This window comes from Sphingomonas pollutisoli, assembly GCF_029167165.1.
GTDB classification, from domain to species: Bacteria; Pseudomonadota; Alphaproteobacteria; order Sphingomonadales; family Sphingomonadaceae; genus Sphingomonas; species Sphingomonas pollutisoli.
Genome location: NZ_JARFNJ010000004.1, coordinates 198,924 through 219,348, shown reverse-complemented (window position 1 = coordinate 219,348; position 20,425 = coordinate 198,924). Strand labels below are relative to the sequence as shown.

20 protein-coding genes are annotated in these 20,425 nt (G+C 63.9%); 11 read left to right on the top strand and 9 right to left on the bottom strand.

Annotated features, from left to right (window positions below; genetic code table 11):
• Positions 1 to 39 precede the first annotated feature (39 nt).
• From PX554_RS10295 to PX554_RS10245, 11 genes are all read left to right on the top strand, one after another.
• A complete protein-coding gene (locus PX554_RS10295; protein ID WP_275501364.1) occupies positions 40 to 1,428 on the top strand; it encodes a carbohydrate porin in 1,389 nt (462 codons plus the stop codon).
• Positions 1,429 to 1,773: 345 nt separating this feature from the next.
• Entirely contained in the window at positions 1,774 to 4,821 is a 3,048-nt protein-coding gene (locus PX554_RS10290; RefSeq protein WP_275501360.1) for a TonB-dependent receptor, read from the top strand.
• Between the two features lie 7 nt (positions 4,822 to 4,828).
• A complete protein-coding gene (locus tag PX554_RS10285) occupies positions 4,829 to 5,482 on the top strand; it encodes an RNA polymerase sigma factor (protein ID WP_176786970.1) in 654 nt (217 codons plus the stop codon).
• Entirely contained in the window at positions 5,479 to 6,495 is a 1,017-nt protein-coding gene (locus tag PX554_RS10280) for a FecR family protein (protein WP_275501352.1), read from the top strand. Before PX554_RS10285 ends, PX554_RS10280 begins: the two co-directional genes overlap by 4 nt.
• 89 nt (positions 6,496 to 6,584) lie before the next feature.
• Positions 6,585 to 7,514: a LysR family transcriptional regulator gene (locus PX554_RS10275; protein ID WP_093219521.1), complete on the top strand. Its 930-nt coding sequence runs from the start codon at positions 6,585 to 6,587 to the stop codon at positions 7,512 to 7,514.
• A gap of 28 nt (positions 7,515 to 7,542) precedes the next feature.
• Entirely contained in the window at positions 7,543 to 8,151 is a 609-nt protein-coding gene (locus tag PX554_RS10270; RefSeq protein ID WP_275501347.1) for a macro domain-containing protein, read from the top strand.
• A gap of 155 nt (positions 8,152 to 8,306) precedes the next feature.
• A complete protein-coding gene (locus PX554_RS10265; protein WP_275501345.1) occupies positions 8,307 to 8,930 on the top strand; it encodes a hydrolase in 624 nt (207 codons plus the stop codon).
• Between the two features lie 113 nt (positions 8,931 to 9,043).
• Complete coding sequence (locus PX554_RS10260) at positions 9,044 to 9,517, top strand: MaoC family dehydratase (RefSeq protein ID WP_093219513.1); 474 nt, start codon at positions 9,044 to 9,046, stop codon at positions 9,515 to 9,517.
• Between the two features lie 40 nt (positions 9,518 to 9,557).
• Complete coding sequence (locus PX554_RS10255) at positions 9,558 to 9,974, top strand: hypothetical protein (protein WP_275501340.1); 417 nt, start codon at positions 9,558 to 9,560, stop codon at positions 9,972 to 9,974.
• Positions 9,946 to 11,115: an MBL fold metallo-hydrolase gene (locus tag PX554_RS10250; RefSeq protein ID WP_275501338.1), complete on the top strand. Its 1,170-nt coding sequence runs from the start codon at positions 9,946 to 9,948 to the stop codon at positions 11,113 to 11,115. The genes PX554_RS10255 and PX554_RS10250 overlap by 29 nt, the downstream gene beginning before the upstream one ends.
• Positions 11,112 to 11,978, top strand: a complete 867-nt coding sequence (locus PX554_RS10245) for an alpha/beta fold hydrolase (RefSeq protein ID WP_093219508.1) — start codon at positions 11,112 to 11,114, stop codon at positions 11,976 to 11,978. Before PX554_RS10250 ends, PX554_RS10245 begins: the two co-directional genes overlap by 4 nt.
• A 131-nt stretch (positions 11,979 to 12,109) precedes the next feature.
• On the opposite strand, the gene PX554_RS10240 is transcribed toward PX554_RS10245, so the two are convergent.
• From PX554_RS10240 to PX554_RS10200, 9 genes are all read right to left on the bottom strand, one after another.
• Positions 12,110 to 12,832, bottom strand: coding sequence for an alpha/beta fold hydrolase (locus PX554_RS10240; protein ID WP_275501333.1), 723 nt, complete (start codon positions 12,830 to 12,832; stop codon positions 12,110 to 12,112).
• Positions 12,833 to 12,922: 90 nt separating this feature from the next.
• On the bottom strand, positions 12,923 to 13,504 hold the full coding sequence (locus tag PX554_RS10235; RefSeq protein WP_275501332.1) for a carboxymuconolactone decarboxylase family protein: 582 nt from the start codon (positions 13,502 to 13,504) through the stop codon (positions 12,923 to 12,925).
• 160 nt (positions 13,505 to 13,664) lie between these two features.
• A complete protein-coding gene (locus tag PX554_RS10230) occupies positions 13,665 to 14,372 on the bottom strand; it encodes a YoaK family protein (protein ID WP_275501330.1) in 708 nt (235 codons plus the stop codon).
• A 15-nt stretch (positions 14,373 to 14,387) separates the two neighbouring features.
• On the bottom strand, positions 14,388 to 15,794 hold the full coding sequence (locus PX554_RS10225; RefSeq protein ID WP_275501960.1) for an alginate export family protein: 1,407 nt from the start codon (positions 15,792 to 15,794) through the stop codon (positions 14,388 to 14,390).
• Positions 15,795 to 15,834: 40 nt separating this feature from the next.
• A complete protein-coding gene (locus tag PX554_RS10220) occupies positions 15,835 to 16,278 on the bottom strand; it encodes a DoxX family protein (RefSeq protein WP_275501328.1) in 444 nt (147 codons plus the stop codon).
• A gap of 2 nt (positions 16,279 to 16,280) precedes the next feature.
• Positions 16,281 to 17,180 (bottom strand): glyoxalase, encoded by a 900-nt coding sequence (locus PX554_RS10215; RefSeq protein WP_275501326.1) that lies wholly within the window; start codon positions 17,178 to 17,180, stop codon positions 16,281 to 16,283.
• Between the two features lie 28 nt (positions 17,181 to 17,208).
• Positions 17,209 to 19,053, bottom strand: coding sequence for an amidohydrolase (locus PX554_RS10210; RefSeq protein ID WP_275501323.1), 1,845 nt, complete (start codon positions 19,051 to 19,053; stop codon positions 17,209 to 17,211).
• A gap of 89 nt (positions 19,054 to 19,142) precedes the next feature.
• Complete coding sequence (locus PX554_RS10205; RefSeq protein WP_093219493.1) at positions 19,143 to 19,406, bottom strand: XapX domain-containing protein; 264 nt, start codon at positions 19,404 to 19,406, stop codon at positions 19,143 to 19,145.
• A 24-nt stretch (positions 19,407 to 19,430) separates the two neighbouring features.
• A complete protein-coding gene (locus PX554_RS10200) occupies positions 19,431 to 20,270 on the bottom strand; it encodes an alpha/beta fold hydrolase (RefSeq protein WP_218123080.1) in 840 nt (279 codons plus the stop codon).
• Between the last annotated feature and the right edge of the window lie 155 nt (positions 20,271 to 20,425).

Here is a 20,425-nt window from a genome sequence, read left to right as displayed (position 1 = left end):
CACTGAGGCCGGCGCGGCCGGCCCGAAGGAACTCGACCCATGCTCGCTTCGCTCAAGGGCGCCTGCACCGCAGGCGTCGCCGTCCTCTCCTTGTCTTTCGTGGTAGCACCCGCGGCGTATGCCCAGGATAGCACCGTCACCGATCCGGCCACCCCGCCACCGCCGATTTTGCCAAACCAGGAGGCCGATACGGTGCGCCCGTTCCAGCCCCTGGCTGCGCAGGGCATCGCGCTGGCGCTCAGCTATACCGGCGAGGCCGCCGGCAATGTGAGCGGGGGCCTGCGGCGTGACAGCGCCTATACTGGCCAGGTCTATGTCGGCGCCGATTTCGACATGGATCATATCGTCGGGATCAACGGTGGCACCATCCATTTTGCAGTCACCAACCGGCATGGCGACAGCCTTTCGGCGATCGCGATCGGCAACAATACTTCAGTTCAGGAAGTGTGGGGCACGCAAAACACCCACCTTGCCATCCTGACCTGGGAGCAGAAACTGTTCGATGGCCGCCTCGACATCGAAGCCGGTCGCAGCCAGGCGAACATCCATTTTCTGAATTCCCCGCTCTACTGCAATTTCCAGACGAACTCTGCCTGCGGCAACCCGACCTTCGTGTTCAAGAACAGCAACTTCACCTATTTCCCGGCGTCGAGTTGGATGGCGCAGGCGCGTGTCCAGTTCACGCCGCGCTGGTTCCTCCACGCCGGCGTCTATGAGGTGAATCCCGATCGCAAGCGCGCCGATGACCACGGGTTCAATTTCAGCACGCGCAATGCGACAGGCGTCGTCGTACCGTGGGAAGCGGGCTATGCCGACGACAGCTACGCCACGCGCCTGCCGGGCCATTATATCCTCGGCGGCTGGTTCGACCGCGGCGATTATGCCGATCCGGTGCGCGATGCCTCGGGCGGCATCGCAATCCTGACCGGCAAGCCGGCCGCGACGTTGCATGGGCGCTCGGGACTCTATTTCCGGTTCGACCAGATGCTGACCCGTCCCGATCCGAATTCGAAGCGGGGCTTGGCCGTGTTCGGGGTCGCCATGACCAATCTCACGGGCCGCGTCGAGGAGAGCCATTATCTCGAACTCGGCTTGCTCCAGACCGGCACCTTCCGGGGGCGTGATGCCGACACGATCGGCTTTCTTATCAACGACCAGCAGTTCAGCGACCTCGCCATGGAGCGGATGCGCACCGCGCGAATGTCGGCGGGTGGTGACGGCAATATCCGCCGCCACCAATATATGATGGAGCTGGCGTATGGGGCGCAACTCAGCCCCGCCGTACGCATCTCGCCCAATATCCAGTATATCCTGCACCCCGACCAGACTGGCGCGCCGTTCCGCACGAAGAATATCGGCAATGCCCTTGTGTTCGGCTTCAAGTTCACGATCGACGCACCAACGCTGCTCGGAGCGTCGCGCCGATGATGCTGAGCCTTGCTGGTCGATCCCTCTGTTGGGAACAGATCAATCGATGCGCCAGGTCGGCAGTTCTGTGGGCGCGACCCGGAGCTGCTGACGGCGGCCAAGCGATGCCTTCCGGGGTTTGCGAAGGTCGTTAAAGGGTCACGTCTGCTAACGTGACATCCGAAGCCTTCGATGAACCGGGAGCGGTTGAGCTGAACAAGACGTTGCAAAACGCTCCACATTTCCGAAAAGCCGTTGCAACGGGTTGGGTATTATCGAGGTTGGCGAGCGATGGTCCACTATGCGCCCTTGCGCGTCGGTGACCTGTTCAGGACGTCAGAGTAGCTTAGGGGCGGAACAGGGGTCATGTGGCGCTATGTCTATCTGGGGATCGTCGCGCTGACGGTGCCCTCCATCGCGCGTGCGGCGCCAGAGGACGCTTTGCGTACACTCACGCTCCCGGCGCAACCGCTATCGTCTAGCGTGCAATCGATCGCGAAGCGCTATGGAATTCAGCTTCTATTTTCGCAAAGCGTGATCGGTGAGCGTTGGGCGCCCTCGGTTTCCGGGCGAATGACCGTAGAACAGGCATTCGCCCTGGTGCTCGCCGGCTCTCCGCTTGCCGTCCAGAAAACCGGCGAAGGCAGTTTCATCATCACCGCCATGTCCGTCGGGTCCAGCGAGCAACCGAAAGCCATTCCCGACATTCTTGTCATCGGCCAGCGGACCCAGAACACCGACGTTCGCCGCACCGAAAACGACGTTCGTCCGTATCAGGTGATTACCCGTCAAGACATCGCAGCGTCCCATGTCTCGACGATCGAAGAGCTTGCCGGCAAGCGGTTTCCTGCCAACGATCAGGGGGCGACGCTGTCGCAGCAGGGGGCTGGCGCTCAGGGTTCGACCGCATCGTCGATCAACCTGCGCGGTCTCGGGACGGACCAGACCCTCATCCTCGTCGATGGCCACCGCCTTCCCATGATGCCGGGGCCGGTGAACGGGTTCAATCAATCAGACGTGAACGCGATTCCGCTCGAAGCGATCGAACGGGTCGAGGCGATCACTGCGACGGCCGGCGGCATCTACGGCCCCGGCGCGACCGCCGGTGTGGTCAATCTGGTGCTTCGGCGTGACTATCGCGGCATCGACGTTGCGGTGACCGATGGCGTCACCGCCCGCGGCGACACCCCCACGCGTCGGGTGGACCTGCGGCTTGGTTTCACCCCCGATCACGGATCGACCGATGTGATGGTGGAATACGCCCGATCGACGTTCGGCGGGCTCGATGTTGGGGATCGCGATTACCAAAAGCGCGCCAATGCCCGCATATTCGCCAATGATCCCGGCTATTTCGTTTTGGCGGGGCCGCCGCCATCGGCGTCGTTGACGGTCGCTGCAAGCGGCGGAGATGTTCTGCGGCTGAAATCCGCGTTCGGCGGCGCGACACTGGGTTCGCAGATCACCTTCGTGCCGCCGGCGGATGGGCGATCCAGCGCTGAACTTGTCCAGGTGTTGATCGAAAACGCCGGCAAGATCGATCCCAACCCGAGCCCGGATGCGTCAGGTGATGGTCAGACCTTGCTGTCCGGACGGCGCACCACCGCTTTCATCGCCAGCGCCAGACATCGGTTGGGGCCGATCGAGCTTTTCGTGGACTATCTCCATTTCGACAATGAGGGCACCGCGCAGACAGGGTATCCGCAAAATACGATAAAGCTCAGCGCCGACGATCCCGGGAATCCGTTCGACCAAGCCGTCACCGTCTATGCGCCTCAGCCCTCGCAGACGATCCGCTACGCCTTCAGCTCTCGCGTTTCCCGACTGACGGGTGGCGTGATCGTTCAACTCCCGGGCGCGTGGCGCGCGGAGGGCGACTATAGCCACGGGTCGGGCATCAGCAGCTATGTCTCGCGCGGGCAGCAACTCACGCTTGCCGGGATTAACGCATATTACGGCGGCAACATCGGCAATCCCCTCGGTGACTATTCGGCATATCTTCAGTCTTTTGCCGGGTTGTTCGGCGATTATGGCGAAACGTCGCACGCGCGGAATGTCTTCGGCGACGCGTCGTTGAGGCTGGCCGGCCCGGTACTGTCGCTTTCCGGCGGCGATCTCAGCGCAACATTGCTCGCGGAGCGGCGAAGCGAGCGCGTGGCAAACGCGAGCCGACATTCCTACTCGCCCCTCCTTTCAGACGAGATTGTCGAGGCTCGTCCGAACTACGGGCAAGTGACCAGCTCACTCTACGGGGAGGTTCGCGCACCCTTGGTGGATGCGCTCTCCGGCTTCCGCCCCTTGCGCGGGCTGGAGGTCCAGCTTGCCATGCGGCGAGACTGGACTACGACCGATGCCATCCAGAATGCGCTGTCGGTCGATGGCGGCGGCACGCGCACGGTGCGAAATACCGGGACCGTCTACACGGCAGGTCTGAAGTTCTCCCCGATCGAGGGTCTCCTTCTCCGGGGCAGCATCTCGACCGGGCAGCAGCCCCTTACCGTTTCGAATTTGTCGCGGTACATACTGCCCGGATTAACGTTCAACGATCCAAAGCGGCCCGGAACGTTCGAATTCTTTGACGAGGTGTCGGGCGGCGCCCCGAACCCGCGGCCGGGGCGGGCCCAAAGCCTGTCCGCAGGTATCGTCTTTCAGCCACAGGGCGTGCCTAACCTGCGTGTGTCGGTCGATTTCACCCACATCGAAAAGCGCGGTGAGGATGTCGTGACTCTGGCCAACGGTTCCGCCTATTTCATCGCGAACGAACAGGACTACCCCGATCGTGTCGTGCGGCAACCGCTCACCAGCGCGGACGCGGCGCTTGGCTACACCGGCGGGCTCATCACCAGCGTCGATAGCTCAAGCTTGCAGAACGGCCGGACCGTCACCGATTCCGTCGATGGCTTGATGGATTTCAGCTTCTCGCTCAACGGCGCCGGCATCATCGCGGTGCACGCGGCCACGGCGTGGCAGCCTCGTTTTCGACGGATCATCGGCTTTGGGTTACCGAGCCGCAATTATGTCGGTGTGACGGACGGTGCGCCGGCGTTTCGGGGCAATGCGGGCGCGCGCTTCACGGCGGGACCGCTAACCCTTTCCGCCGACGCGCAACTGACCGGCAGGTACCGGATAACCAGCGCCCTCGAATTCCTCCAGGATATCGACGAGCGATATGCGGTGGTGCATCAGGGCGGTGCGGATATCGCGGCGCAGGCAACGTTCGACCTCGCCGTCGAGTACCGCGTCTCCATCGCGGATGGTGGTCTGGCGGGTCGCCCTCGTGCAATGAGCATCCGCTTCGGGGTGCAGGATGCCTTTGACACTCGCCCGAAGACCGTCGTGAACGCTTCTGGTGCGTACAACACCTATCTCGATCCGCGGCGGCGGCGCTTCGATCTCACGGTAGCTGCAAACTTGTAGGTCGAGTGTGGATTTGACGACGGCGTGCGTCGTGCCGGCTATGGAAATGCTGCTACGCCAGGGTCGCCGAAAACCGTCCGAAAACCACCGCGCGGAGCGGCTGGTATTCGGCCCGCGCGTGCCGCAAACCACCCGAGTGGCTTGGTCTGACGATATATCCGGTAACGATTCGCCGAGTGGGGCCACTTTGAATGCGTTGCGCCCGCTGCTGACCGGATATTTCAGACATCGTGTCCGCGAGCAAGAAGACGTCCACGATCTCGTGCAGGAGGTTTTTCTGCGACTTTCGCAGCGTGGCGCCCTGGTCGAAATCGCGAACCTGCGCGGCTATGCCTTTCAGGTCGCGGAGAGCGTGCTCACCGATCGCCAGCGCCGCCGCGCAGTCCGTCACGCGGATGCGCATGTCGAGCTCGATCCCGAAAGGATGGCCGAGCCAGCGCTCGCGCCCGACCGGATAATAGCTGGACGAGAGACGCTCAACGCCGTGCTTTCGGCACTGAACCAGCTCCCCGACCGGACCCGTACCATTTTTGTTCTTCGGCGGATCGAGGGCATGCGCTATCTCGATATCTCGAAGCGTCTCGGTATCTCGGTGAGCGCCGTGGAAAAGCATATGGTGCGTGCAGTCGCGCACCTCGCCTCAGTTGGAGATCTGCGATGAGCGAGCCGATCACCAGGGGGCGTTTGGCGACACTGTCGCCAGCAGAGGCCGCCGCGTTGTGGTGCGTGCAGAAAGATCAGGGGATACCGTTGGAGGCAGGGCTGTTCGAGGAGTGGCTCGAGCAGAGCCAGGCCAACCGAGCGGCTTGGCAGTCCGTCGAAAGCGCCTGGGGTGTGTTCGACACGGCGGACGATGCGGATCTCGCGGAACTTCGCCATGCCGCGCTGGCGGTTCCTCCGGTGTCGCGCTGGTATGACGTGCGCGACCATTGGCGCCCGGTGGCGGCCGCGGTAGCGGTGTTCGTTGTGCTGATAGCTGGCGGTCGAGAACTCGGTCGCCGCCCGGTACCGTCGGGCGGAGGGATCGCGACGACGCCGGGTGCAACTCCCGAGAACCAGATTTTCGAGACGAAACCCACCCCGCAGCGGTTCGCGCTCGCAGACGGAACGACGATGGCGCTCGGGGCCGATACCCTGGCTCGGGCATCGATGTCGGCTGAGAGCAGGGTCGTGACCTTGGAGCGCGGAACGGTGACGCTAGCCGTGGCGCACGATGCGTCGCGCCCGTTCCAGGTCGTTGCGCGGGACCGACGCATTCTCGATATCGGCACGCGTTTCCAGGTTGCCTTGGGCAATGGGGCAATGCGTGTCGTTCTTTTCGAGGGCAGCGTCCGTATCGAAGGGGGGGACGCCACAAGGGTGTTGCGGCCCGGCGAGCAACTGATCGCACGCCCCGGAAAGCCTGACGTCATCACGCGGGTCCCCCCCGGAGAGGCGGGGGGCGGCGAACTGGTCCAGCTCGATAACGTGACGCTTGCCGCTGCGGCAGCGGCGATCAACCAGGGTAGCGCGCTCAAACTCGTCGTTCCCGATCCCAAGATCGCACAGCTTCGCGTGTCCGGGCGGTTCCGCGCTGGCGACCCTGAACACTTCGCCCGAAGCGTATCGGCCTTGCTTTCCCTCCAGGTCGTGCGGGTCGGGCCGACCCGGCTGGAGTTGCGTCGCCTGCGGTAGCGACCTGCCTCGCAAGCCCGTTGCAGATGGCCCAGCTCGACTTGCCCGACCCAAGCGATGATATTGACGGAAACCTTCGAGGAACTTGAATGGTCAATCCTGGCACCCCAACCTACGATCAGCTCAGAACCTTCCTTGCAGTGGTCGACAGTGGGAGCTTCGCCGGTGCAGGCCGTCAACTCGGCCGTGCCGTCTCCGTGATAAGCTACGGCATCGCCAATCTTGAAGCGCAACTTGGGGTACGGCTCTTCGATCGCGAAGGCACGCGCAAGCCGAAGCTGACGGTGGCCGGACGCGCGGTCCTCGCTGAGATCCGGACGATCGGCGAAGGCTTCGATGGTCTGCGCGCCAAGGTGAAAGGGCTGCTGGAAGGGCTGGAGGCAGAGGTCAATCTAGCGCTCGACGTCATGCTGCCGGCCGCCAGAGTCGGTTCCGTCCTGCGCGCCTTCAACGTGGAGTTCCCGACGGTTACCTTGCGTCTGCATGTGGAGGCGCTTGGCGCCGTGACGGCGCTGGTTCTCGATCAGAACGCGGTGGTCGGCATTTCCGGACCGCTGGCCGCGGGCGTGCAGGGTGTCGAATGCATATCGGCGGGTTCGGTACCGATGGTTCCGGTCGCCGCACCCGATCATCCGCTTGCGCGCATGGAGCGGATCGCGCCTGGCGCCGGGCGGGAACATATCCAGCTTGTCCTTACCGATCGCTCGCCGCTCACCGAAGGCCGGGATTTTTCGGTCATGAGCCCGCGAACCTGGCGGCTCGCGGATCTTGGCGCCAAGCATTCACTGCTGCGGGAGGGGATCGGCTGGGGGAATATGCCATTGCCGATGATCGAAGGCGATCTCGCATCGGGCACGCTGGTTCGGCTCGAAATGCCGGACCATCCTGGTGGCATGTACCGCTTCGCCGGCGTGTGGCGTCGTGATCTGCCACCGGGTCCAGCCGGGTCGTGGCTGCTCCGTCAGTTCGTCGAGTACGGCAAGCAAGATCAGGAGTTCACAGACCTGTCTGATATCTAAACCTGGAAAGAGTGCGAGGACGAGGATTGTGACGATCGATCGGCGGGCGATAGGTTCGCTCAAAGGTGTTGCCGTCGATGTGGCGGGATGGGACGGGGTCGGTGCCGCGGTCGATTTATCGTGCGTATGCATGTTCGAGCGCGAAATGCCCGGGACATCGATTGCGGGAGGTCTGCTGCATCTCGACGTGGCGCTCGGGGGCGCACTCTTACGGTTGAGGACCGAGACGGTTTTTCGCGCGAAGGACATGGACTTCCTCGTGCTGGACCAGCTTCCGGCAGAGATCGGCTCGGCCGCGGTGCTGATCATCGGCCTTGGCGATCCGCTCGCGTGGACGCCATCGGTGATGGAGCGGTCCGTCATGCTGGCGGCCGGCATCGCGCACGAGCGCCGCGTCGCCTCGGTCGCGTTCGCGCCCAGTCTGCTGGATTCGGGCATCAAGGCGACAGGGGATACGCCAGCGGCGATGCTGGGCGGTCTCAATTCCGCGTTGCGCCGGCTGGAACGCACAGCCACGCTGGAACTCGCTTCGCGGCCGCCCTTGCGGTCTTGGACGTTCGACGCGGGCATTGCGCATCTCGACGGTGCAGAAGCGCAGTTTCGAGCTGCGCTCACGGTCATCGAGCCACAGGCTTGACCGTTACCGGGGGCAGCTTCGCGGCGGCGCATCGATTGGCCCGGCGGTGCCGCGACAGAGCTATTCAACAATGTTGAACGCCAGCCTCGATACTATCCCACTGATTTAGCCCGAGGCGTCCTGTATCTCGTCCCCGAGATTATTGGAGATAGGTCGTGGCCGAGAAAACGCTTCTTACTCCCGCCGATTGCACGGTGGTTCTGGTGGACGAGCAGGCCGGGCTCGCGTTCGCAGCCGGTTCTGCGGATCGGCAGTCGCTACGCAGCAACGCGGTTGCGCTCGCGCGAACCGCGGTCGCGTTCGAAATACCAACGGTCGTCAGCACATCGGCATCGAAAGTGTATAGCGGCCCGCTGATGCCGCCGCTGCGCGCGGTCCTGCCGAACGTCACGCCGATCGAGCGACGCACCATGAACCTGTGGGAAGACGATGCGGCAAAAGCGGCAGTGGTGGCGACCGGACGTAAGACGCTGGTCGTCGCAGGTTTGTTGACGGAGGCCTGCGTCAGCTTTCCGGTGCTGGCCGCGCTTGCGGACGGTTACGCGGTCCACGTGGTTGCCGATGCGTGCGGCGGGTTGACGCCGGCCAGCCATGACGCGGCGTTGCGCAGAATGGAGCAGGCGGGCGCGGTGATGACGTCGTGGCTCCAATTTCTGCTCGAAATGCAGCGGGATTGGACGCGTCACGATACCTACGAAGCCGCGCGTAGCATCGTCGTCGATCACGGCGGCGGTTACGGCATCGGCCTCGATTATGCGCGCGACATGATCAAACCCTGATCGCACGCACACGTTCCCGCCTTCGTATCGTGCCGGTTTCCATTTTCCGCACGACGTGAGGATTTGAGCAGGCGCTGCGTCTACGCATCGCCATCGCCGAAGGAAACCATCGCATGAGCTTCGTATTCGAACCCACCGACTGGCAGATCGTGCCGGCGCGAACCTTTGCCGAACTGAAGGTCGGCGAAATCTTCCGGGCGCCCAGCCGGACACTGACTGACGCCCATGCGTCCGCGTTCCAGACGGTTTCGTGCGACAACCATCCGATCCATTACGATGTCGGATACGCGCGGCGGTACGGCCATCCCGCGCCGGTCGTCCACGGCTTGCAGGTACTCGCGTTCACCGCGCCGGGTGCGACGTTGCTTCCGCACACGTTCGGCGCGGTGTTCATCGCCTTCACCGAACTGTCCGCGAAATTCCTGGTCGAGGTTCATGCCGGCGATACGCTGTATTCCGCGTTGGAGATCGTCGCGCTCGAGCCGATGGACGGTAAGGGCCAGGTGACGACCAGCGTGACCGTCCACAATCAAAAGGGCGAACTCGTCCTCTCGGGCATGCACAAATATCTGTTGCGCACCGGCTGATCCGCGCTGCGCATACGATTATCGCGGAATGGAGAACACAATGTCGGATCTGTCACCACCGCCCATGACGACGCAGGAGCTACGCATCGTCGATGCGCAAGGCCATCCGCGCATCTTGATGTCCGCCAAGGACGGGGTGCCGACGATCGTCCTGGTTGGTCTTGACGGAAAGCCGGGCGCGACTGTGGCATTAGATGCCGCAAACCGGCCCAGCGTCACGCTGACGAACCCCGACCCGGCGCTGCCGAGTGCGGCACTCGCGATTGATGACAAGGGAGCCCACGTGAAGTTCGATCGCCCCGGCGGGGCATCGAGCTACCTTTTCCTCAACAATCAAGGCGTCTCGGGCGTGGTGTTGATCGACGCGGCAGGCAGGCGACGGCTCGACGCGACCGTGGCTGCCGACGGCACGCCGACGATCGAACGCCGTGACGCTGCCGGAGCGCCGCTTCCCTGATTCCCGGCGATGCAACGTTGATGACCGGCCGATGCCCAACGATCCAGTATCCAACCGACGAGGACTTTCGAATGTGCATGATCGACCGCTTGCTCCTGAGCGTTACCGCAGCCACGATGACGGGCGTCGGCGCTTCGCCTACGGTCGCGCAGGGCGACGCCAAGTGAGCGTGCGGTGGCGTGCCATGCTGGCGTCGGTGCTGATTGGCGTGCTTTCGGTGGGTACGTCACTACAACCGGCCATCGCTGCGGCGAGGCCGGTGGGAGGGCAGGCGCCGGGCTATTACCGGATGCATGTCGGTCGCTTCGAGGTCACGGCGCTGCTCGATGGCACGCACCCCTTCCCGTCGGACAAGGTGGCGGTGAACGCGAAGCCGGGCGAGGTCGATGCGCTGCTCGCAGCGCAATACCTGCCGCCGGCGTTCGAAGGTATGATCAATGCCTTTCTGGTGAACACGGGAGATCGGCTTGTGTTGATCGATACGGGAGCCGGCAATCTCTACGGGAAGGAGGGCGGTGGTTTGGTGTCGGCGATCCGAGCCGCAGGCTACACGCCCGATCAGATCGACGACATCTTCATCACGCACCTGCACGAGGATCATGCGGGCGGGTTGCTGCTGGATGGCAAGCCGGTTTTCGCCAAGGCGATCGTCCACGTCTCGAAGCGTGACGCCGATTTCTGGCTGAACGATGCCAATCAGGCCAACGTCGATGATCTTCTCAAACCGTTCTTTCCTGCGATCCAGCAGGTGGTAGCGCCCTATATCGCCGCAGGGCGCTTCAAGCCTTTCGAAGGCGAGGCGCCATTGTTGCCGGGACTTACTCCTATCGCCGCGCCCGGCCACACGCCCGGCCACACCTTCTATCTGCTGCAGGACGAAGGTCAGTCGCTGCTGTTCTGGGGCGATACCGTCCACATGCAGCCCGTCCAGTTCGCCGACCCGAACATCGCCATTCGCTATGACTGGAATGCGGACATGGCGGTGGCGGCACGCAAGGCTATCCTCGCACGGGCAAGCGCGGAGCATTGGTGGGTGGCGGGCGCGCACATCTCGTTTCCCGGCATCGGCCATGTCGTCGCAGACAATGGCCATTATCGTTGGGTGCCTGCCAACTACACGCTGAACCGGATCACGCCATGATACAGATCGCCAACCACACCGCGCGCGCCAACGGCATCCGTCAGAATTACATCGATGCGGGCAGCGGCGCTCCGGTGGTTCTCCTGCACGGTTTCCCGGAAACCAACTATGCCTGGCGGCATCAAGTGCCGGTTCTCGGCGAGCTTTATCGCATCATCGCGCCCGACCTGCGTGGGTATGGCGAGACCGATAAGCCTGCATCCGGTTATGACAAGCGCACGATGGCGGCGGATCTTGCCGCGCTGCTCGATCTCCTCGCAATCGACAAAATCGCGCTCGTCGGGCACGATCGGGGCGCGCGTGTCGCGACGCGCTTCGCCAAGGACTTTCCGGACCGGGTCGATCGATTGGTGGTGATGGACAATGTCCCCACCCGCATCGTCGCGCGCGATCTCGATGCGCGCATCGCCAAAGCCTATTGGTTCTTCCTCTTTCATCTGGTCCCCGACCTCCCCGAAACGCTGATAGCGGGCAAGGAGGAGCCGTGGCTGCGTTGGTTCTTTTCCGACTGGACCTATGACCCAGCGGCGATCACCGGCGATGCGTTCGACACATACGTTCGTGCGTATCGCGCGCCCGGTGCGGTTCGAGGCGCGATGGCCGACTACCGCGCCAATGCCGAAGATCTGGCGCAGGATGCGGCGGATGCGGACGTCAAGATCGCCTGCCCGACCCTCGCGCTGTGGGGCGAAAACTTCGGCGCCGTGGGTGAGATGTTCGATATGCCCAAGGTCTGGGCGGAGATGGCGGATACCCTCCGCGCCGTACCGATCCCGCGGTGTGGCCATTTGCCACATGAAGAACGGCCCGAAGCCGTGAACGCGCTCCTCCTCGACTTTCTGGACGGCTGGACGGGAGTGTGATGCGCTGAACGCCCGGCCTCGTCTCGAGCGGTGACCGGACGACGGCAAGGTTACCGCAGCGGATGATACCGAGGGGCTGCGCCAAGCGCCTGTTACGGGTGATCGGATCAATCCGATCACCCGAGCCCAAGCTATGCCGCGTCTTTCGCGGACGCCGAAACAGCCGCCAGGATCACATCCGTCACCTCTCCGGGGTGCGACAACACTACCATGTGGCTCGACGCCAGCTCCGTGATCTGCGCGCCCATGCGCGTGGCGAAATCACGCTGCATCTGCGGGCTGATGGCACGATCATCCTGCGCCACGACATACCACGATGGCAGCGAGCGCCACGCCGGCGTGCTGACGCGGTCGCCGAAGCTGGATGTGGCAAGCGGTCGCTGTATCGCGGCCAGAGCCTTGGTTTCCGTGGCGGGCAAATCGTGCGCGATGACGTCCGCCATCCCCGCGTCGGTTATCAACAGGAAACCTTCGCCATACGGCCGGATCGCGCCCATCACGCCGGGCGTGGGATATGGCGCCAGCAGGTCGCTGCCGGATTGGCCCGCATCGTTCGCGAAGGCGGCGATGTAGACCAGAGCCTTGACATCGGCATCGGCGTCCAATCCCACTTCCGTGATGACGCTACCGCCCCAGCTATGTCCGACCAGGACGATCGGGCCGACGATATCCGCGAGCGCGCGGCGCGTCGTCGTGGAATCGTCACCCAGTCCGGTCAGTGGCAATTGTACGGCCCGTACCGGAAAGCCCTTTTGCTGGATTAGCCGGATGACCCGGCTCCAGCTCGACCCATCGGCCCAGGCGCCGTGAACGAGCACTATCGTCGGAAGGTCTTTTTCGATTGTCATGGCCATGGTCGTCTCCTTGGTTGAACGGTGTTGCCCGGCTCGGGCATCGAGCCTTGTTGAGAGATGCGTCCGGGGAAAACGCTTTCGGATCACGCTTCAGCCAGCATTGGCGCCGTCGGTCGGGACGGCGATGTCGAAGCCGTTGAGCGTCACCGATACGAAGCAGTAATGGCCGACAAGCCAGATCAGTTCGTTGGCGCCCGCTTGACCGAACAGCGCGATGCCCCGTTCATAGAGGGCGGCGGGGAGCGGACCGCCTTTCAGCAAAGCCTTGGCGATGTCGAATGCGGCCGCTTCCTGCTCGTCCAGATCCTCGGGCCGCTCGCCTGCGGCAAGGGTGGCGATCCGCCGATCGCTCATTCCATCCTTTTGCTTCGCCACGGCGCCATGCGCGTAGAGCTCGAAGGCGGCGCCGAAATGGGCGCCTGTGACCAGAATCGCGACCTGACGGGCCGGGTCGGGGATGCGCTGCGCCTTCGTGAGCGCCTGCGTGACGGTCCAGAACGCCGTGCCGACTTCGGGGTCGTGGAGCCATGCGTTCCACGGGCCGAGCAGCGCGCCGTCAGCGCGCGTGGTCGTAAAGCCGCCGAACTTTGCGGAGACGCCTGCCGTCATCGCGTCGAACAGCGGGCGCTGGGCATCGCTCAGCTCGTCGGGGGCGATCGGTGGGAGACGCATGATCAGATCCTTTCAGAAAACGGTGCGCGCGCTTGTGAAACCGACGCCTGCGTGCCTGCCGCATAGGCGTGCGAGAGTTTGTGGTTGTTCGGTCGCGGGCGCGCGGGCGGGGGCGGGGGCGTCGAAGCTACACGGATGCCAACGGATGCAGCGCCCGTCCTCACGACACCAGCTTCGCGGACGCCGGATGCAGCGAGCACGCCATCGTACCGAACAGAACCAGCGCGCCGGCAAGCGCCAACGGCGAGGCGATCCCGACGTGGACCATGAGCCATGCCCCGATTGCCGCGCCGACGAAGATCGCCAGCACCGCCCCGATCCGTCTTGGCCAATTGGGGTTGCTGCCACCCGCCGCGCTGGAATCCGCGCCCAGGCCGGTGAGCGTCAGCGTCAGGACGGTGGTGGTAAGGTCGGCCACCTTGAGCTGACGGATGGTGGCGTTGCGAAAGCCCATCGCAAGGCCGGTGAGAGCGATGATGGCAAACAGCCGCACCTCCGGCGTCTGCGTCGCCACGTCGAAGCCGATCGCGACACCGGCGGCGGCCCATAGCAGCGCCGCTTCGGCCGCCGCTGCGGTGAGCAACCAGCGCCGTTCGGTCTTGCCGACATGGGCCTTGCCGGCACGCCCGGCGATCGTAGCGCCAATCATGAAGCTGATGATCGCCGCGACAAAGGGCATGACCTTGAACCCCGGCGCGCCGGCGGCGGCAAAGCCGAGAAAAACGACGTTGCCGGTCATGTTGGCCGTAAACACCTTCCCCAAGCCCAAAACGCTGGCGGCATCGACGAGCCCGGTCGTAGCCGAGAGCAGGAGCAGCAGCGGCACGCGCGGGTCGGAAACGGACGGGCGGGATGGGGATGCTGACATGCGACGTGATCCTCTTCAGAAGCGAAAATTGGTCTCGAGACCCAGCATCGTGATCGTCTTCGCGGACCCCGTCTGACGGATGAAGCCGCCGGGCGCGAAGGCGGAGAGCGAGGTCGAGAGTTCAAGTTCGGGCGTTGCCTGCCATGCCAGAGTGGCCTCAGCCTCTTTGCCGATGAATCGTGCGGTTGCGCTGCCCGCCGCACGGATCAAATTGCCGGGGATGTCGTACACGCCGTCGGCGCGCGAATAGCGCCAATAGGCCATACCGGCGATACTCGCCGACACGCTGCTGGCCAGCGCCACCGCGACGCGCGGATTGACGCTGATGATGTTGTAGGGTCCGACCGGCGAAAGCTCGCCGAAATATTTGCCCTTCGGGAACAGCGCGTTGAACGTGTTCAATCTCTTATCGTCGCGGTCGCGATCGCCGGAGACGATGTTGACGCGCAGAACCGCGTCGGGCTTCAACGGTACGTCGGCAAAACTGTGGCCAGCCTCGGTGCCGATCGTCCAAGCTGAGATAGGCTCATCGGCAAATCGGCCCGATTGGTAGACGCCTTCGACGTTCCAGTGCCACCCGGCCGATGCACCGAACAGTCGCGCGCCAAAGCTGTCGCGCTGCTCGGCGCCATTGACGCCGCCGTATCGGGCTGCGGTGTTGCGATAGCCGAGCCAATAAACGTCGATGCCGGACGCAAGGCCGATCGCAGGGATCGTCGCATAAACGCCCCATAGCGACTTGGTGCGGGAGCGGGTGTCGTCGAACGTGCCGGGGCCCGGCGTTACTGGGCGGACCGCCAGCAGGGTTATGGTCGCCCCTTTCAGGGAAACGAGCCCGCGCAAACCATCGAACGCCAGCGGCACGTTCGGGCCGTAGCGTGTGCCCACCAATCGCTCGGTGCCGAGCGACAGCATTTGCCGGCCTGCACGCAGCGTCACGCCAGCGCCATCGATCGCGTTCGTCTGAGCACCAAGGCGAAGGTCGACGAACCCCTGCAGCACATCGGTGCGCGTCTGATCGACGGGGCCGGCGGACGGCGCGACGCCGATGGCATATGCCAGGATCGGCTGGACGAAAGCGCGCGCGCCGATCGCGCCTGTGCCGATATGGAGATCGGCATAGGGCATTGCGCGCAACCACAGATAGCTGTCGTCGGGCGCGTCACCGCCTCCCCACAGATTGTTGTGATAGGTCTCGTTACGCGCACGCAGTTCGATTCCGGTGGTCAGATAGGCATCATCTCCGACCGGGATATATTTGAACGGTTCCGTCCAGTGATCCGTGCGTGCGGCGGAACTGGCAAGCTGGTCGTAATGCTCGTCATACCGGGTGATCGTCAGCGTGGGTGCCTGCCACGCTTCCGTTGCAGTCGGTGGTTGAGTGCCGGCCGTCGCGGTTTGCGCTGAGACCTGCTTGGTCAGGCAGGCCGCAGCAACCACCGTGATCGCAAGCTTCGCGAGCTTAGCCACGTCGAGCGTCTTTGGCGCGCTGGTCCAATTCGGCGACGATGGCCGCCAGCACGAACCCGCCGATCAGCCCAAGATGCTCGAAGAACGCGTTGGTCGCCATGAAGCGCGCCTGCCCCGCCGGCATTGCCCAGAAGGCATTGGCGGTAATCGCGGCAAGCAGCGTGAACACGCCAAGCATCCCTGCGCCGAGCCACACGAACCGTCCCCATAGGATCAAGACTGGACCAACGATTTCGACCAGGATGGTCAGAGCCGCGAAGACGGCGGCAGGCTGCATCCCGAAATGCGCCTGCTCCGCGACCGCCGCAGGCCAGTCGCTCGCCTTCACGATCCCGCCCAGCAGATAGGCGCCGACCAGCGCCAGACGAGCGACGAACCCCGTCCAGCGCCAGTCGAGGATCGCATCCACGAAGCGGGGATCGCTTTGTGGTCTCATCGTCACTGCGTGACGGGCGAATGGATCTCGGCGATGTACCCGCCGGGAAAACGAACCATTGCCGATTGCCGGTCACCCGCCACATGCGGCGCGACCAGCGTCTCGACACCGGCGGCAGTCGCCTTCACCAGTGTCGCTTGCAAATTCGGAACGGTATAACCGGTGATCTCATGGCCATATGGCCAAGGCAATTGACCATCCGATACGATCACCAGCATGTCGCCATAGCCCGAGGTGAGCCGCACGCGGCGATAGCTCTTGCCGGGTTGGCCGATGTCCGCGCCGTCCGCCGTCTTGTCGTCGAGCGTCTTCGCGTGGGCATAGCCGCGCCAGCTCTTCAGGAAAGCCGGTGCGGCGTCGGCGGTCAGGTAAACCCGGTTTTCCGGCACCGTGGCAAGTGGCGTGTAGTTCGGTTTGGCAGTGTGCCAGTAGAGTTGCATGCTCACCCCGCCGGGCCATTGCACGACGACATCGCGGCCGATGGGATCGGGAAAGGTTGTAATCAGCCGCACGGCGCCGTTCTTCACCGCCGAGGCGACGGCCGCGTCGATGTCGGTGACGAGATAACCGTTGCGCTCGTGCCCGAAGGGGTAGGGGATCGGTGTCAGGAAGCCGAACCCCGAAACGGTGCCGGCGGGCGTCAGTGCGAGCTGCGATTTGGTCTTGCTCGGGGTCGGCGTAACCTGGAACTGGCCCTGCGCGCTCAGCTTGCCGCCGAAGGTCGCGACGAAGCTCTGCATGAAGGCGTCGTATTGCTCCTGGGGAACGTAGACATGGGTCGTGTCATATTGCGGGCCGACGGCGTAGTCGGTGGTGGCGGTCTGCTGCGCCGTGGCAGCGGGGACGACGCTCGCACTTGTTAGCAGTGCGGTCGCAACGAGCAGGCTGAGCTTGATCTTCATCGGATTGCCTTTTCTGTTCGAGGAAATATCAGACGGCCCAGCAGCCGCAGCCGAAACTACCCCAGAAGCTCTGGACGTCCTTGACCGGAACATTCGCGCCGAGCGCTGCCGCATGGTCGTGGCCGTGGACCGAACAGGCGCTCGTGCAGCCGCAGGCGCTGGCCAGCTTGGCGGACGCTTCGGGTGTACGATGATAGCCGCCGAAGGTCGCGACCGGGGACCAATCGGGCATCGGCGGGGGCAGCGCGGGGGCGAGGGGCGCGTAATCGCCCTCGCCCGACACAACCTTGCCGCCGAGGATGGTCAGGACCGAACGCAGGTGCGGGATGTCGCTTTCGGGCACGGAAAAATAATCGCCCGATAGCACCGCCAGATCTGCGAGCTGGCCGACCTTGATCTGGCCCTTCTTGCCGACCTCGCTCGAAAACCAGGTGTTGTCCACGGTCCAGAGGCGCAGCGCCTTCTCACGGCTGAGGCGATTGACGCCCGGGTACAGCGATAGCCCGCCGACCGTCTTGCCGGTCACCAGCCAATTGAGCGACACCCACGGATTGTAGCTGGCCACGCGAGTCGCATCGGTGCCCCCGCCGACAGGCAGACCCGCCGCCATCATCTTGGCGATCGGCGGCGTCCGCTCGGCGGCTTTGGCGCCATAGCGTTCGACGAAATATTCCCCCTGATAGGCCATGCGGTGCTGGATCGCGATGCCGCCACCAAGTGCGGCGATGCGATCGATATTGCGGTCGCTAATCGTCTCGCAGTGATCGAAGAACCAGTTGATCCCGGTGAAGGGGATGTCCTTCGCCACCTTCTCGTAGACGTCGAGCGCACGGCCGATCGTCTGGTCGTAGGTCGCGTGGAGCCGCCAGGGCCATTTATGTTCGGCCAGCAAGCGGATAACGGGTTCCAGATCGCTTTCCATGCTCGGCGCCATATCGGGCCGTTCGACCCGGAAGTCCTCGAAATCGGCGGCGGAATAGACGAGCATCTCGCCCGCGCCGTTGTGACGGTACGTGTCGTCGCCTTGCCCTGGCGTGACCTGTTTCACCCATCCCTGGAAGTCGGCAAGCTCCTCCTTCGGCTTTTGCGTGAAGAGGTTGTAGCTGATGCGCAGCGTGAGCTGGTCGTCCTTGTGGAGCTGTTCGATGATCTCGTAATCATCGGGGTAATTCTGATAACCCCCGCCCGCGTCGATCACGCCGGTGACGCCCAGGCTGTTCATCTCGCGCATGAAATGGCGCGTCGAGTTGAGCTGATATTCCGGCGGCAGCTTCGGTCCCTTGGCAAGCGTCGCATAGAGGATGGTTGCGTTGGGGTGGGCGAGCAGCAGCCCGGTAGGGTTACCCGCCGCATCGCGCACGATCTCGCCACCGGGCGGGTTGGGCGTGTCCTTCGTGTAGCCGACGACGCGGAGTGCCGCGGCATTGAGCAGCGCGCGGTCATAGAGATGGAGGATGAAAACGGGCGTATCGGGCGCGACGGCATTCAGTTCGGCGATCGTCGGCAGCCGCTTCTCGACGAACTGGTGTTCGGTGAAGCCGCCGACGACGCGAACCCATTGCGGCGCCGGGGTGTTATCGACCTGTCGCTTGAGCATCGCCATGGCGTCGGCAAGGCTGGGCACGCCGTCCCAGCGAAGCTCCATGTTGTAGTTCAGTCCACCGCGAATGATGTGCATGTGACTGTCGATCAGGCCCGGTATGATCCTGCGGCCGTGCGCGTCGATCACCTGTGCCTTCGGCAGCGCCGCGCGCACTTCCTGCTCGGAACCCACCACGAGGAACCGGCCGTCGCGGATCGCGACGGCGTGTGCTTCGGGATTTTCGCGGTCGAGCGTCGTCACCTTGGCGTTGACGAGGATCAGGTCGGTCATGGCTGTTCTCCGTTGACTAGCGTTGGCCGGCATCGCCGCCAGCGTCAGGACGGCCGAGCCTCCGAGCAGGGTGTCGCGCCGCGTGATCGTCATGCATCTGCCTTCCCCGGCGCCGCCGCTGGATCTCCCGGCAAGCGGCCCATCATCGGTTCGGCGCATGCGCTCGTGACGGCCGCCACCACCGGCTGCCCGGCGATGATCCGCCGTGCGATCGGCACGACCTGCTCACCGAACAGGATGCCGAGCAGGCCCACCAACGCGATCATCGGTGGTGCCGGAGATTTGACGCCGAGGAGGCTGTAGATACCGCCAACCAGAAGGCCTGCGGCAAGCGAAATGATATAGGGCTTCATAACAATATCCTCGGCGTCGGAGGATCAACCGCGCACGAAGGCGAGGAGATCGGGGTTGATGACATCGGCGTTGGTCGCCAGCATGCCGTGCGGATAGCCGGGGTAGATTTTGACGGTGGCATGCGGCACGAGCTTGCCCTGTTTCAGTGCGGCGTTCTTGTACGGAACGACCTGATCGTCATCGCCCTGCAGGATCAGCGTCGGCACCTTGATCGCCTGCAGATCGGCGGTCTGATCGGTCTCCGAAAAGGCCTTGATGCCGTCGTAATGGGCCTGTGCGCTGCCGTTCATGCCTTGGCGCCACCAATTGTCGATAATGCCCTGGCTGACCTTCGCACCGGGCCGGTTGAAGCCGTAAAACGGGCCGGCGGCGAAATCGCGGAACATCTGCGCACGATTGGTCGCGACGCCCTGACGGATGCCGTCGAGCACCTCGATCGGCAGACCATCGGGGTTGTTGGGCGCCTTGATCATCAGCGGCGGGACCGCGCTGACCAGGACCGCCTTGGCGACGCGGCCAGACGGCTGGCCATGTTTGGCGACATAGCGCGCGACTTCGCCGCCACCCGTCGAATGGCCGATGTGAACGACGTTGCGAAGGTTGAGGTGTTCGACCACCGCCGCCGCGTCAGCGGCATAATGGTCCATGTCGTGGCCCGTGCCGACCTGCGCCGACCGGCCATGACCACGCCGGTCGTGTGCGACGACACGGAAGCCGTTGTTCAGGAAGAACAGCATCTGCCCGTCCCAGTCGTCCGACGAGAGCGGCCAGCCGTGATGGAACATGATCGGCTGGGCATCCTTGGGGCCCCAATCCTTGAAGAAGATTTCGACGCCGTCCTTGGTGGTTACGAACTCGCTCATTGTCTTCACTCCTTTGAATGTACCGGATTTGATGGTCGCAAGGGCTGCCGATGGCAGCAGTGTCGCCGCAGCCGCGCCAGCGGAGGCGATGACGACCGCGCGACGGGACAGCTCGATCTTGGGGTTGGTCATGTGGATGGCGATCCTTTCCGCGA